Genomic DNA, 14,389 nt, shown 5'->3' on the forward strand with positions numbered 1-14,389 from the left:
ATCATTCCTCCTCTAAAAATATTTGGTCAGTACTATGGTAATAGCCCCTTTCTACATACCCACGAATCCAATCCTTTTTTGTAACCGAATAATCATAGCTATACGTCACAGGACTATTTCTTATGGTAAATCTAATATCTACACCTCCCCGCACACTTTTTATATCTTTAATTACCTGAATAATATGGATTTCGTCTGGCTTTAAGCCATGTTCATTTTCAAGTAATCGATATAATTCTTTTTCAGCAACATATTTTTTATACGGAATCTGGTATGCATAAGTCACACAAGATCCCATAACCAAAATGGCCAATAAAAATAACAGTATTTTTTTCATAAATATCACCTCTATTCATAATGTGCCAATTTAATTTATTTATACAATAACTATCGCATATCTCCCTCAAAAACAATAGCAACATATTGTTTACATCCTAGTAGCACTTATAGTGTAAACTGTAAGTTGCCCCTTCATCATGTAAAAAAAACGCAAAAAAGCCCTATCCAATTAAGGGTAGGGCTTTTTAGATATGATTTTATCAATATTGACAGTAGTTGTGTCATTTCTACATCATCTACATAGATTCGACACTTTATCAATAAAAAATAATCAAATTTTCTTACGCATTTTCAAAGTACTTCTAGCAAAGAAAAATAAACCTAATAAACTGCCTGATGCAAATAATTAAAAAAATTCAATTGCCATTTTATATCAAAAAACACTAGAAGCAATTCTATAAAGATTGAAATAAGAAAGAAAAATAAACCAAAGTACATAGGACTAAAACAAGAGTCTATGTAATCAGCTGCGTCTAATTCTTGAATATCTTCTCTGGCAGAAAACTCAACCATATTACCAAGCATACTATACAAGAACCCTGTAAAAATTGTATTAACTGTCAATAAGTTATAAATAGTATCTTTACCTAACAAAACTTCTTCCACTGGATAATTTCTCTCATAAGTAAAGTAAACCACGTTGCAATAGCGATAAAAGCACAACTCAAAAATCAAAGACATCTTATTTTTATAGCCCCCGCTTTGAATTGCATTCATTTTATTCACTCCTATACGAGGTTAAAACCTACATACTCTAAAATTTCAGATCTATTTTACTGGTATTTGATCCAAATCTGTTCTTCAATGTTTTTTTCGAATTCTTTCACTACAATTAGCTGTTGCTATAAACTTTGTCTAGTAATATACTACTTCTAAGATTTTAATAAGTGATAATAAAAAATTTCAGTTCAATGAGGAGGAGCTTAATGGAAAGTTTATCAATCAAAGATATTCAAGATTACCTGTCAAATAAATACAATGATAAAGGAACACCTGAAAGTTTATTCATGAAACTCGTCGAAGAAATTGGAGAAGTAGCTGAGGCTCTCAATCAAGCAAATGGAAGAAAAAACGGAGTGGATACATCTCTTGAGAAAGAGCTTGCTGATGTTTTACATTACACAATTGCTATTGCTAGTGTTGCTAACATTGATTTAACCTCCGTAATATTAGAAAAAGATAAAGAAGCTTCGAAAAAATATGGTAACCAGATTAATTTGAAGGAATTTTTGTCGGCCAAATAAAGCGACCACACCCTATACGGAGTGACTCCCAGAGGAGAAGCGAGATGGAAAATTTCAGTATGGATACAATTGATACAACCAGCTGCCCTTTCAATATACTTTGAGTATCAGCCGACCCTTTCATGCTATACTACCTATAGGAGGTGAACCCATGCTTGGCAATTTTACGTATCTACCTAGTAACTATCGTCTGTTTTATGGCGCTTTTCTTTTTGCTCTTATTGGAAATATGCTTTTCATTTTCATCAAACACCCTGCTTGGACCTTTAGCCTACCGACGGTGATTGTCCTCTTCTTAATAAATGTCTTCTTTTGGACAAAATACACGAAGAAACTTATTCCTTGCGTAACAGATGCACTGTTTTATGTTCTGCTCTTCCTCTTGGTATTTCACAATCACTAACATAATGCTTCTTTTGATACTGATTGTTTCTCTTTCCCCTATTTCGTCATAACAAAGGAGTGTTGATGCGATGGAGATTTCCCATATCACGTTGATCGTACAGAATTTAGCAAAGACGACAACGATGCTGGAAACATTGTTTGATGCAGAGGAAGTTTATGATAGTCAGGACCAGGCCCATTCTTACTTCCCAGAAAAATTCTTTTTGATCGATGGCTTATGGCTTGCTGTTATGGAGGATGCCTCCCAGAAGTTGCCAAAAACGTATAACCATATTGCCCTTAAAATCGATCAAGCTCAAATCGATTCCTTGATTACGCGCATCCAAGGACTAGGATTGAAGATCGAAAAAGATCGTTCCCGCAGCAAAGGCGAAGGTGCTTCTATTTATTTTTATGACGATGACAACCATTTATTTGAATTGCATACTGGTACGTTGGCTGAACGGTTGCACCATTACCGTCGGACAAAAACGAGGTGATCTTCATTGCTAGCAACTGCATTGACTGTTATGTAAAGAACGCCCACATGAAAGGAAGAAAACAATGAAACTAGATATGGTCGGTATTATCACAAAAAACATGGAACAGGCACTGGCTTTTTATCAAGTACTTGGCTTCACGCCATTAGGTCAGCACTCAGAAGATTATATGGAATTAGCAAACGACGGGGTTCGCATCTCCTTGAATAGCCGCCAGATGGTTGCTGGGATCTACGGACATGCACCAATGACTGTGGGTGATACGATTGAATTAGCCTTTTTATGTGATTCTCCTGAAGAAGTTGATGCCCTTCATGCAAAAGTCGTTGCTGCCGGGTATCAGTCTTTCAAAGAACCTTGGTCTGCCTTTTGGGGGCAACGCTATGCCATTGTCAAAGATATAGACGGCAATCTCTTAAGTTTGTTTGCAACCCTACCTGCCGAAAATTGATTTAAGCTACGACAGTCGGTCCAATGGAGCGGCTGTTTTTTTATCCGTTTTTCGGGTAAAAAGACAAAACCCCGTATGTATGTCCAATCGAATTCTGATAATCTGAAATGAATGTATTCCTTATAAACCAATGTTTCCCATCATTATAAAACAAAAATAATCTCTCTATAAAAAAACAAATCCCCCTCATCCACTCCTGTTCGCTTGACAAAAAAGAACAAACGTTCGTATAATCTCGGTAAGGAGTGATAAAAATGGGTGGTTTTAATTATGCGCTCGAGCCAAAACGCGATATCTTATTTATCGATGTCAAAAGTTTTTATGCTTCTGTCGAATGCATCTCTCGCGGGTTAGACCCTATCCAAGCGATGCTGGTCGTCATGTCACATTCTGACAATACTGGTAACGGCTTAGTCTTAGCAGCTTCCCCAAAGGCAAAATCGGTATTGGGGATTTCAAATGTGACTCGCAATGACAACCTGCCGACACATCCCGATTTGTACAAAGCATCGCCGCGTATGAGTTTTTATATCAAAGAAAATACCAAAGTCAATAATGTCTTTCGCAAATATGTTGGACAAGACGACTTGCTGCTCTATTCGATCGACGAAACGATGATGGATCTGACCCGTACATTGGATCTTTTCATTCCCGATAAAACGATCTCTCGCGAAGAAAAACGTTGGTTGATTGCCCAGCAAATTCAAAAAGACATTTACGAAACAACGAAATTGTATGTCACCATCGGCATTGGCGACAATCCATTGTTAGCAAAACTAGCTTTAGATAACGAATCCAAACACAATCGTTCCTTGATCGCTGAATGGACCTATGACGATGTACCGACAAAAGTTTGGCAGATCGCCCCTATGACAGAGTTTTGGGGGATCGGTCGGCGCACAGAAAAACGACTTCACTTGATGGGGATTGAAACGATCGAGCAATTGGCTCACGCTAGTCCTGATCTTTTACGCAGTCGCATGGGGATCATTGGCGAGCAGCTCTATCATCACGCCCATGGCATTGATCGCACGATTTTATCTGAACCGACACCACAAGTGATGGAAAAAAGCTACGGCAATAGCCAAGTCCTACATCGCAATTATTATTTACAAGAAGAAATCGAGATCGTCATCAAGGAAATGGCGGAGCAAGTTGCCGCTCGGATTCGCCGTCATCATTGTCAGACCGCTTGTATCAATGTTTACATCGGCGTAGCCTTTGGTGAAACTGCCTCTGGTTTTTCCCGACAAATGAAGATCCCGCCAACTGACAATACCCGCAAACTTGTCGCTCATTGCCTGTTTCTCTTTCGAAAATTTTATACGGGGCAAGTCGTTCGCCACATTGGTATTACCTATTCAAAATTGGTTTATACAGAAAATGTCCAGCTGGATCTTTTTGAGCAAGCAGAAACGCAGTTGCGCCAGCGTAAATTAGATTTGATCATCGATAAGATTCGTGAGAAATATGGCTTCACTTCGATCGTTCATGCCACAAGCCGAATGGAAGGCGCTCGCGCCATTGCTCGCAGCAAATTAGTCGGCGGACATGCCGGTGGTCTAGATGGGATCGCTAATATAGGACCCGTCCATCCGCAAAAGGAAAAAGAACCGTTTGCTGATGGTTCGAAAAATACTGGCACTTGATTCGTTTTTCTTTCCTTTTTGCTGACAAATCTTAAGATAACATTAACAAACGGTCCATTTTTTAAAGATTTATGTAATTTCGATTCGCCCACCTCCCCCTTTGTTCTTTTCTAAGGTACTTTAATAGCAAGGAGTGTGAGCAGATGAAAATTGACAAAATCGAATACAAACGAGTCATCAACGGTGCGGGACACCTTGAGTACGATTTGCTGCAATATTTAGAAAAGAATCGGGCGACTGCTGCACAAAACCTGAAACAGTCTGAGATCGATTATCTTTTAGAAAAAGATATTCAGCATCGTATCATCCAACATGCGCGTAAGAGTTTTTTTGGCGATACGATCGTTTTAAAAGATGAATATGCCGAAGATTATCTTTTATTAAAAAAGTATACGGATATGTTCCAAGAATCATTCTAAAAAAAACGCAGAACCAACTGGTTCTGCGTTTTTCTTATTCTTCGAAATGTTCTTTATAAACATCATCGACTGTCTGGTTCGGGTCGATCACGATATAAAGGCTCTTCGTTTTCTCACTGATTTTTGTTGATTGGTATACGTTATCCAATCCTTCCGTATCTTTGTCCTTATATGGGAAATACACAAGATCCGGTGTACCGTTACGGTAAAGAATTTCCATCCGTTCGATATCTTCATATTTCAACGCACGGGCAAACATCCCTAATTCAAGCCCACCTAAGTTGATGTCATGCGTTGCCACATGATCGCCTTCTTGGAAGATTTCAATTTTGAACCCAGCACATGGATGAATCTCAACAAATTCGCTTCCGTGGATGCGGCCAAAACTGGTCGTGATTTGTTTGATCCACAAGTCACCGATGTAACGGCGCTCAATCGTCCATGTTTCTCCATTACGGAAATAAAATTTTAAAGCTTTCATTTCTCTAGCCATGACAAAACGCTCCTTTTTATTAGTAATACACTTTAATTCTAACACATAGTCGCCATCGGGACACAAATTAACTTTGTTTTTCGTTGACTTTTTTCATGAACCGAGAGATTTCCACTGCTGCTCGTTGATGCGTCCCATTGGCAATGATCTGTTGTTTCGCGTCTATTACCTGATAATGAAATTGGAGCCCCTGTTCTTTTTCCCACTGCACAAGAACTGTGATTGTCGCTCCAACTGGTGAAGGCTTCAAATGATTGATCGAAAACTTTGTACCGACGGTAGTAAACCCTTTATCTAAAGTAGGCTCAAGGGCTTCCCAACAGGTGTTTTCCACCATTGCTACCAATCGTGGGGTTGCTAAAACGTCTAATCCCCCAGAACCCAAAACAGCCGCAGTGTCTTGCTGTCCCACGATAAATTCTTTTTTGCTTTCCATTTTTCAGTTATCCCTCCTTTGCTAAATACGCTTGGACAAACGCTAATAGTGCTTCTTTTTCATTAGGGATTTTTCGTGTGATGACTGCAGCTTCGGCAGCGGTCAAGACTTCTTTGAGCCACGGACCAGAAGAACGATCGATCGTTTGTAGTAAATCACGTCCATTGATCGCCAACTCCTTCAGTGAATGGATCGGCAGCTGCTGATAGCGCTGACTGATTTTTGCTGGATCGTTGGGCTGATTGTCATAACGCAATAATCCTTCGGCTAAACAGGTTGCTTCTAGACCGAACTGATACAACACTAGGTCATTCCATTCGCCGTTTCGACGCGCGAGCAGTGCTTGATAAGCCGTGTGTACTTGGCGGATGCAGTCATTGGAACATTTCCAAGCTTTTAAAAAGCTGCGGACTGCCTCTGGCGCTAAACCCATTTGGTCAATGAGCAAAACCCAGGCCGCCGTTTCATTTTCTAATGGAATCGCTGGCAGATCTGCCATCCGCAGTAACGCCTCACCGTATTCCCGCAAGCCTGGGCAATAGATATAGCATTCGGTTTCTACTAGCGCCCGTAGTGCTTGGTTCCGATGATTGCCTAACAGCAATTTCACGAATTCAATCATGATCCGTTCAACAGAGATTTTTCCCAACAAAGCATGATTCGCATGGATAGCAGCCAATGTTTCTGTTTCTAAAACAAAGCCCAATTGACTGACAAAACGCAGCCCCCGCATCATTCGTAGGGCGTCCTCATGGAAACGTTCCTGGGGGTGACCCACTGCTCGTAAAATCTGATTATCGATATCTGCCAGACCATCGAAAAGATCAATGATGACACCATCTTCTTGAAGTGCCAACGCATTGATGGTAAAGTCCCGCCGTTTTAGATCTTCTTTCAGGGAACGGACAAAATCCACTTTGTCGGGTCTGCGGTAATCTTGATAGGCTGCTTCCGTTCGAAACGTAGTGATCTCATACTGCGCCTGCTCCCACAAAACCAACACCGTCCCATGCTCGATGCCAATGTCAATGGTTCGAGGAAAAAGTGCCTTGATTTCGGCTGGAAATGCACTGGTAGCAATATCGACATCATGAATCGGCTGGCCTAAGATTGTGTCTCGCACGCTGCCGCCGACAAAGTATGCTTCATAGCCTGCGGCTTCGATTTTTTTTAAAAGCGGTGCAGCTTCTGCAAATTCTTTTGGTAGTTTAGTCAGTTTCATTTACTTTCCCATCTTTTCTTTCAAAACGATACGCATCCCGCTGATTGAATTTTGCCATATTTTCCTCAAACACTTCAGTCAGGTCGATGTCTAGTGAATTGGCCATGATCATCGTCACAAAGAGTACATCACCGAGCTCTTCTGCCACTGTTTTTTCAACTTCATCGCTTTTTTTATTTTTTTCCCCGTAATAGTGATTCACTTCTCGCGCCAATTCGCCGACTTCTTCGGTCAAACGAGCCATTTGGGCGAGGGGGCTGAAATAGCCAGTTTTGAATTGCTGAATATACGCATCGACTTCTTCTTGCATCGATGCCAAAGAACGTTTTTCTGTCATTTTCTCCACCCTTTCTCGTTTATCTTACCAAAAGAATGGCTGCCTGCCTAGATAGAGCCCCCTTCAGGATTTGTTGTGCATTCAATGATTTCGTGCTACATTGATACTTGTGGAAGTTGAATAACGGAGGAAACAGGATGCGGGCATTTTTTTCATGGCGAACGATTCGCGATATTGTTTTGATTATTTTTGGTACAAGTATCTATGGCTTCGGTCTAGTCTATCTAAATATCCCAAATGACTTAGCAGAAGGCGGTGTGACGGGGATCACCTTGATCCTGCGAGCCTTATGGGGAATCAATCCTGCCATCAGTACACTGATCTTAAATATTCCGATCATTTTGATCGGTGGCAAAATTCTTGGTCGACGCTCATTAGTGTATACGATTTTAGGAACTTTTGGTTTGTCTTTTTGGTTGGCATTTTGGCAGAATGTTCCCCTGTTGATCGATCTGCAGCACGATCTGCTGATCGTTGCGCTCTTGGCTGGTTTGATTGCAGGGATCGGTAGTGGGATCGTCTACAAAGTCGGGGGAACGACTGGTGGAGTCGATGTATTGGCACGTATTTTAGAGAAAAACTTTGGGGTGACGATCGGTCGTTCGCTTTTGATCTTTGATGTGTTCGTCCTGTTGCTTTCTTTGACTTATATAGATTTGAACCGCATGATGTATACCTTGATTTTTTCTTATGTCTTCACTCGCGTGATCGATTCGATCCTAGATGGCGGCTATTCAGCCAAAGGGATCTTAGTGATCAGCAATCACAGCGAAGAGATGGCTCCTGTTTTAATGGATGAATTAGAACGAGGCGTCACGTTTTTACAGGGCGAAGGGGCTTACTCAAGAGTGTCGAAACAAATCATTTATATGGTGGTCAGCGGGCGGGAGATTTCTGAAGTCAAGCGCATCGTTCATGACTTTGATCCGCAAGCGTTTGTTTCTGTCATTAATGTCCATGAAGTCGAAGGTGAAGGCTTTACCTACTTAAGACCTAAGTCGCGGTTCTTACAGCGCAAAACCGCTGTTTCTAAAACAAAATAATAGAGACTGAAAAAAGCAGCCCCGGTTAAAGGGCTGCTTTTTGCTTGTTACCGGCTTTCTTCTTTTTGCTGGAGCAAGTGTCGATTTACTTCATCGGAAAGTTCTAAGAAGGCATCACGATCCCCATTTTCCAAGGCTAGATCGATTTGCCGATACAAGGTATCGATTTTGGTTTTTGTTTCTTCTTTTTCAAGATACTGAGTAACATGTTGGGTCATTTCTTGATCCAAGTGGTCGTTCCAACGTTCATAAGGATTGTCTTCTAAAACTGCTAAATAAAAGGATTGCGACCAAGAATCTGGGAAGAGACATTCAAGATACAAGGGTTGTTTCCAATTCATGCGAATCTCATGAAAAATCTGATCAATGTCATAAAAGGTCTGCCCTTCGATGCTCAAGACAAACGGTTCGCCCCCAATTTCTGTACTGCGGACACTCAAGCCCCGTTTGGCTGCGGCTGCCCCTTCTACAAAATGAACATTGGTCAAGATCGCTTCATGGTTCGCCAGATAGTTTAACACCCAAGAGACTTCTCGGCGGCTGAAGGAAACGGTCGAAACTAACCAATTAAGAAACTTTTTCTTTTCTTGTACATTGATGTTCATTTCTCTCACCTATCTTTCTAATAAGTCCTCCACGATCGACTGTACTTCTAAATCACCTGGCTCATGCGCCAAATAATGTTGCAGCAAATGAAGTGCTTCAGGTAAACGCCCTTCTTCACGTAAGAAAATGCCATATTCTTTCATAAATGCTGGCTCATGGTGCAAATCAGCATTGGCTTCTTCGTAATAGTTTGCTGCTTTGTCAAAATCTTCCAGCGCATTATACGCTTGCGCCAAATTCCAAAGGGCATGCGGCTGCTCATTGTCTTCCATTCGTTCGATGGTCAAGATCGCTTCTTGCCAACGCTCTTCATTCAAGTATAAATTACTTAAGGTCAGTAACGTATCATCTTCTTTGTCACCAGTCTCCAATGCTTTTAGTAAAAATGATTCTGCTGCTTCACTGTCATGAAGTCGATAAGCATTCTCGGCAGCAAAATGATAGAAATCCACTTGATATGGATCTTCATGAATCCCTTCTTCGATCACACGCTGCGCTTCTTCCAGCTGCTCTTCTTCTTGCAATGCTTCTGCAAGATAAAGATACAAGGCACGGTATTGCGGATTCATGACCCGCAACTGCTGCAAGTAGCGAATCGCTTGTTCATTTTCTTTTAGCTGCAAATAGACTAAAGCTGTTTGAAAAAGACGCTCATCGGTCTGTTCGTCTTCTAGGCTTGCTTCAAAATATTCCAATGCCTCTTCAAACTTGCCCGCCATACTCAATGATGTACCAGTCCGTTCAACGATCGAGATCCCCGAAATATCCGTGATTTCTTCTTCCAGCAATCCTTGATAAAGGTCAACGGCTTCTTGATAGCGATCAGTCGAAAAGGCTAACTCAGCTAAGGCAAACCGTATCAAAGGTTCATCTGGCACAATGCTTTGCGCTTCTTTTAGTTTGGCTTCACTAACTTCAGGGATACCGATCAATTGGTAAAGATCCGCACTCAATAGCAAGGCTTGCAAATACGCTTCACTGGTCGGTGGTATTTGATCAATATAGGCAAAAGCCGTTTCGATCTGGTCTTCTTCCATCGCAATTTCTGCTAAAGGAAGCAGCAAAGCTTCATTATCAGGATGTCGTTGCTGCAAGGTTTCAAATAACGTTTTCGCCTCTTCCAAAAAGCCGATCTGCAATAGTTCATCACCTAAAGCGCCTAATGTCTCATCATCATCTTTTTGCAGAGCTTCGGTAAAATTTAATTGTGCTTCAGCCAGTTCTTCCGCGGCTAATGCTTTTAACATTTTTTCACTATATGTTTCCATTTAAACCCCTCGAATCTCATTGATTAATCGCTGATAAGTCTCCATCGTCTGGACGAGATCTTTTTCCTCGATTTTTGTTCTGCCCCCTATTGTACCAACTTTTGCCAAAAATAACAGTTTTTTTTCTTTTTGCTGCAATTCCAGTACATGACTGAAATATTCGCTTAATGAAAAAGACTCGGGCAATTCGATAGGAAAACCCAATCGGGCAAGCCATTGGCAGAACACGGGCAGATCGACAGTCAATTGCTGCTGCTGGACGGTCCACATAAAATGAAACAAAAAGCCAAAGAATAATTTCATCGCATCAGACAGCAAGTGCCCATTTTCCGTTCGATAAGCAGCATCAGCAAAGAGTTGGCCAAACTCCTCCAATTCGCTGCCTGATTGCTGGTATAGTTGGATCAACCGATCGGTATACGCAGCCAACGAATGTCTCATCAACGCCTGATGACTGGGATAGGTTCGATAAAGCTCTTTTAAAAACTCACTATCGGCAAGCACGCCACAACGAATCAGAGTCAAAAAATCGACCAATTTCCCATCGATCTGTTTTTCTGCGATCGTCTGATCGTAAATAACAAATTCGGGTGTATTAGGATTTTCCAGCATCGGGATATCTGGCTTTTTCACAACGATCGCTGTTTCTTTCACACTTTTAGCTAAGGCCCGCAAGGAAACGGGAATCAGCCAAAGCTGTGTCGTCAGAACCGACGTCGCGTGGATAAAACTGCTCAATGCCAACACGCCTTCATTCCCAAAACCGACGATCAACAGCGGCTCTTGTTTTGAAAAGCGACCGAAGAAATCCATTGCAGCTTTAAACTCGCTAAAGTTGTTGCAATACATTTGATTGGTACAAATATACCAATTGACCTCTCGTGGCAAAAACAGGCGGGTCAATTTTTCTGAAAAGCGGTCATAATAGCGCTGATTCGTCAAAATGATCACCTGCTGCGGCTCGATCGACTGTTCTCTCATGACCGATGCTAGTGTTTCACCATAAGAAATTTGGGTTTCTTGTTCATTTCGGAAAAAAACAGCTTCCATCGGCTCACTCCTTTGCTACTACTTCCTATTATAACAAGAAGGAGCTTAAACACCTACTAAATCGCTAATGATTAGGAAGTATTTTCCTGTGATTGGTTCAACGATCCGATAAAAAGCAAAAAACATGATTTCCTCTTCTTCCAAAGGAAAATCATGTTTTTTCTTAAACCAAAAGTGAGTAGAGTGATTGATTTTGCTGAAGGTTAATATAGTTTTTGTCAAACTGTTCAATTCGTGACAGTAATGCGGGGAGATCTTTTTTGTGTTTCAACAAGATTCCCAGCATTACTGGTCCTGTTCCACGATTGATTTTTTTTGTATATTCAAACCTAGTGATATCATCATCGGGACCTAATACATGGCTAACAAATTCCTTCAACGCACCGGGACGTTGTGGGAAATTGACGATAAAATAATGTTTCAATCCTTGATAGATCAGTGATTTCTCTTCGATCTCTGCCATACGGGAACTATCATTGTTACCGCCACTCACAATACAGACGACTGTTTTGCCTTTGATTTGCTCTTTGATCAGATCCAAAGCTGCCACACTCAAGGCACCAGCTGGTTCAGCGACGATCGCTTGCTTGCTGTACAATTCCAGAATCGTTTGACAGATTGCGCCTTCTTCCACAGCTACCAATTGATCCACGTAGCGTTTGGCATGGGCATAGGTTTGAGCTCCGACTTGTTTGACCGCTGCACCATCCACAAAGGTTTCAATATGCTCCAGTGCCACTGGTCCTTGATGATCAAAGGCGGCTTGCATCGAGGCTGCCCCTACAGGTTCTGCTCCAACAACTTTTATCTTCGGTTGCTTTTCTTTCAAATAGGCTGCGGTTCCGCTGATCAAGCCGCCCCCGCCAATCGCTGCCACGACCAGATCGATCGTTACTTGTTTTTTTTCAGCATCCGCCAGCATCTCCACAGCAACGGTTCCTTGTCCTGCGATAATATTAGGATCGTCAAAGGGAGCAATGAAAGCCATTTGCTGTTCTTTTGCAAAGTGTTTAGCCGCTTGGGCTGCCGCATCAAACGTATCTCCCACCAATTCGATTTTGACATAATCTCCACCGAAAAAGAGGACTTGCGCGATTTTTTGCTGTGGCGTCGTTGTCGGCATGAAAATAACCGCTCGGATCTGCTGTTCTTGACAGGTATAAGCAACACCTTGCGCATGGTTTCCGGCACTGGCACAGACGACGCCACGACGAGTCAGTTCAGGATCTGCCTGGGTGATCGCATAGTAGGCACCGCGTAATTTGAAGGAGCGGACTTTTTGCAAGTCCTCTCGCTTCAACAAGACCGTCGCTTGATACTTCTCAGATAAAAAGCGATCATACTGCAGCGGCGTATGACTAACTGCTCCCCGCAGTCGCTCGTAGGCTTGTTCGATTGCAGAAACTGTCACCAACAAACGCGTCCCTCCTAATCTTTCGCAACAAACGGCATCATTTTCCGTAACTCGCTGCCGACTTTTTCAATTTGATGATTGCCGTTTTCCTCACGCATTTTATGGAATTCAGGGAAGCCGTTTTGATTGTCTTCAATGAATCCTTTCGCAAATTGGCCGTTTTGGATGTCTGTCAATACGGCTTTCATGTTTTCTTTGGCTTGTGCAGTGATCACCCGAGCACCAGAAACGTAGTCACCATACTCAGCCGTATTCGAGATCGAATGGCGCATTTTTTTGAAGCCTCCTTCATAAATCAAGTCAACGATCAGTTTCAATTCATGACAAACTTCAAAATAAGCCAATTCCGGTTGGTACCCCGCTTCTACCAATGTTTCAAAGCCCGCTTCGATCATACTGGTCAAACCGCCACAAAGTACGGCTTGCTCACCGAAAAGATCGGTTTCGGTCTCTTCTTTAAAGGTCGTTTCCAAAACGCCGACCCGTGTGGCACCGATGCCTTTTGCATAGGATAAAGCCGTTGCTTGTGCGTTACCAGTCGCATCTTGATAAACTGCAAACAAGGCTGGTACCGCAAACCCTTCGGTAAAGGTTCGACGCACCAAATGACCTGGTCCTTTTGGCGCAACTAGAAAAACATCCACCTCTTTTGGTGGCGCGATCACATCAAAATGAATATTGAAACCATGAGCAAATGCTAATGCATTGCCCGCAGAAAGATTCGGTTCGATCTCATTTTTATACAACGATCCTTGGATCTCATCGGGTGCCAAGATCATGACTACATCCGCTTTTTGAACGGCTTCGGCTACTGGGAAAACCTCAAATCCATCGTTTCTTGCGGCTTCCGCTGATTTTCCTTCACGAATGCCGATAAAGACTTCATGACCTGTGTCCCGTAAATTTTGCGCATGAGCGTGCCCTTGAGAGCCGTAGCCGACGATCGCAATCTTCTTGTCTCCTAAATTATCTGTAACTTCCTCGTTGTAATATACTTTTACCATACTTGTTTCCTCCGAATTCTTTCTTTATTTTAAGCAATTCAAAATTGCACTTACCCTCTTGTAAAGCCAGTGACACCCGTCCGTGCCAATTGTTTGATGCCGTATGGACGTAAAACCTCGATGCACGCTTCTACCTTTTTCGTATCGCCAGCAACTTGCACAACGATTGTTTTTAGTGCCACATCGACAATGTGTGCTCGAAATGGATCGATCACTGCTTGGATCTCCGAACGGCTTGTGGTTGGCGCATTGACTTTGATCAGCACCAGCTCCCGTTCGATATGAGGAACTTCTGTAATATCAGAAACCTTCAAGACATCGATCTGCTTGTTCAGATGCTTAGTCACTTGTTCTGTTTCTGCCAAATCGTTCACGTTGACAATGATCGTCATACGTGAAAACTCTGGTCGTTCTGTCGTACCGACAGAGATACTCTCGATATTGACTTGACGACGGTTCAAGACACTCGTGATACGGCTCAAAACACCTGCTTCATTATGGACGATTGCTGCTAATACCCGTTTCATCCC

At 42.1% G+C, this 14,389-nt stretch carries 18 protein-coding genes; 6 read left to right on the plus strand and 12 right to left on the minus strand.

The window, feature by feature from the left end:
- Position 1 precedes the first annotated feature (1 nt).
- Positions 2 to 337: a DUF3139 domain-containing protein gene (locus tag IGI73_RS10535; protein WP_016610716.1), complete on the minus strand. Its 336-nt coding sequence runs from the start codon at positions 335 to 337 to the stop codon at positions 2 to 4.
- 323 nt (positions 338 to 660) lie between these two features.
- The gene (locus IGI73_RS10540; protein ID WP_016610715.1) at positions 661 to 1,056 is read right to left on the minus strand and encodes a hypothetical protein; all 396 of its coding nucleotides are present in this window, start codon (positions 1,054 to 1,056) and stop codon (positions 661 to 663) included.
- A 209-nt stretch (positions 1,057 to 1,265) separates the two neighbouring features.
- Between IGI73_RS10540 and IGI73_RS10545 the strand changes: the two genes are divergently transcribed.
- The 5 genes from IGI73_RS10545 (at position 1,266) to IGI73_RS10565 (ending at position 4,986) form a co-directional block, all read left to right on the plus strand.
- Entirely contained in the window at positions 1,266 to 1,583 is a 318-nt protein-coding gene (locus tag IGI73_RS10545) for a MazG nucleotide pyrophosphohydrolase domain-containing protein (protein ID WP_213335545.1), read from the plus strand.
- Between the two features lie 473 nt (positions 1,584 to 2,056).
- Complete coding sequence (fosX, locus tag IGI73_RS10550) at positions 2,057 to 2,467, plus strand: FosX/FosE/FosI family fosfomycin resistance hydrolase (RefSeq protein WP_428207075.1); 411 nt, start codon at positions 2,057 to 2,059, stop codon at positions 2,465 to 2,467.
- A 64-nt stretch (positions 2,468 to 2,531) separates the two neighbouring features.
- Complete coding sequence (locus IGI73_RS10555) at positions 2,532 to 2,918, plus strand: VOC family protein (protein WP_086338038.1); 387 nt, start codon at positions 2,532 to 2,534, stop codon at positions 2,916 to 2,918.
- 254 nt (positions 2,919 to 3,172) lie between these two features.
- Positions 3,173 to 4,567 (plus strand): Y-family DNA polymerase, encoded by a 1,395-nt coding sequence (locus IGI73_RS10560; protein WP_428207074.1) that lies wholly within the window; start codon positions 3,173 to 3,175, stop codon positions 4,565 to 4,567.
- 143 nt (positions 4,568 to 4,710) lie between these two features.
- The gene (locus tag IGI73_RS10565) at positions 4,711 to 4,986 is read left to right on the plus strand and encodes a hypothetical protein (RefSeq protein ID WP_005229370.1); all 276 of its coding nucleotides are present in this window, start codon (positions 4,711 to 4,713) and stop codon (positions 4,984 to 4,986) included.
- A 34-nt stretch (positions 4,987 to 5,020) separates the two neighbouring features.
- Here the strand turns inward: IGI73_RS10565 and IGI73_RS10570 are convergent, their stop codons facing one another.
- The 4 genes from IGI73_RS10570 to IGI73_RS10585 form a co-directional block, all read right to left on the minus strand.
- Positions 5,021 to 5,479: a hypothetical protein gene (locus IGI73_RS10570; protein ID WP_005229368.1), complete on the minus strand. Its 459-nt coding sequence runs from the start codon at positions 5,477 to 5,479 to the stop codon at positions 5,021 to 5,023.
- A gap of 67 nt (positions 5,480 to 5,546) precedes the next feature.
- The gene (locus IGI73_RS10575) at positions 5,547 to 5,915 is read right to left on the minus strand and encodes a thioesterase family protein (RefSeq protein WP_005229366.1); all 369 of its coding nucleotides are present in this window, start codon (positions 5,913 to 5,915) and stop codon (positions 5,547 to 5,549) included.
- A gap of 7 nt (positions 5,916 to 5,922) precedes the next feature.
- On the minus strand, positions 5,923 to 7,137 hold the full coding sequence (locus IGI73_RS10580; RefSeq protein WP_005229364.1) for a CCA tRNA nucleotidyltransferase: 1,215 nt from the start codon (positions 7,135 to 7,137) through the stop codon (positions 5,923 to 5,925).
- Complete coding sequence (locus IGI73_RS10585; protein WP_005231912.1) at positions 7,124 to 7,474, minus strand: nucleotide pyrophosphohydrolase; 351 nt, start codon at positions 7,472 to 7,474, stop codon at positions 7,124 to 7,126. The genes IGI73_RS10580 and IGI73_RS10585 overlap by 14 nt, the downstream gene beginning before the upstream one ends.
- 137 nt (positions 7,475 to 7,611) lie before the next feature.
- Between IGI73_RS10585 and IGI73_RS10590 the strand changes: the two genes are divergently transcribed.
- Complete coding sequence (locus IGI73_RS10590) at positions 7,612 to 8,517, plus strand: YitT family protein (protein ID WP_428207073.1); 906 nt, start codon at positions 7,612 to 7,614, stop codon at positions 8,515 to 8,517.
- A gap of 47 nt (positions 8,518 to 8,564) precedes the next feature.
- Here IGI73_RS10590 and IGI73_RS10595 read toward each other — a convergent pair whose 3' ends face one another.
- The 6 genes from IGI73_RS10595 to ilvN form a co-directional block, all read right to left on the minus strand.
- Entirely contained in the window at positions 8,565 to 9,122 is a 558-nt protein-coding gene (locus IGI73_RS10595) for a YpiB family protein (protein WP_005229358.1), read from the minus strand.
- 9 nt (positions 9,123 to 9,131) lie between these two features.
- Positions 9,132 to 10,391, minus strand: coding sequence for a tetratricopeptide repeat protein (locus IGI73_RS10600; protein ID WP_005229356.1), 1,260 nt, complete (start codon positions 10,389 to 10,391; stop codon positions 9,132 to 9,134).
- The gene (locus IGI73_RS10605; RefSeq protein ID WP_005229354.1) at positions 10,392 to 11,441 is read right to left on the minus strand and encodes a hypothetical protein; all 1,050 of its coding nucleotides are present in this window, start codon (positions 11,439 to 11,441) and stop codon (positions 10,392 to 10,394) included.
- Between the two features lie 163 nt (positions 11,442 to 11,604).
- A complete protein-coding gene (ilvA, locus tag IGI73_RS10610) occupies positions 11,605 to 12,858 on the minus strand; it encodes a threonine ammonia-lyase IlvA (protein ID WP_005229352.1) in 1,254 nt (417 codons plus the stop codon).
- 11 nt (positions 12,859 to 12,869) lie between these two features.
- Positions 12,870 to 13,859, minus strand: a complete 990-nt coding sequence (gene ilvC, locus IGI73_RS10615; RefSeq protein WP_005229350.1) for a ketol-acid reductoisomerase — start codon at positions 13,857 to 13,859, stop codon at positions 12,870 to 12,872.
- A gap of 50 nt (positions 13,860 to 13,909) precedes the next feature.
- A complete protein-coding gene (ilvN, locus tag IGI73_RS10620; protein WP_005229349.1) occupies positions 13,910 to 14,386 on the minus strand; it encodes an acetolactate synthase small subunit in 477 nt (158 codons plus the stop codon).
- Positions 14,387 to 14,389: the final 3 nt, after the last annotated feature.

This window comes from Enterococcus sp. DIV0755f (assembly GCF_051713725.1).
GTDB classification, from domain to species: Bacteria; Bacillota; Bacilli; order Lactobacillales; family Enterococcaceae; genus Enterococcus_D; species Enterococcus_D casseliflavus.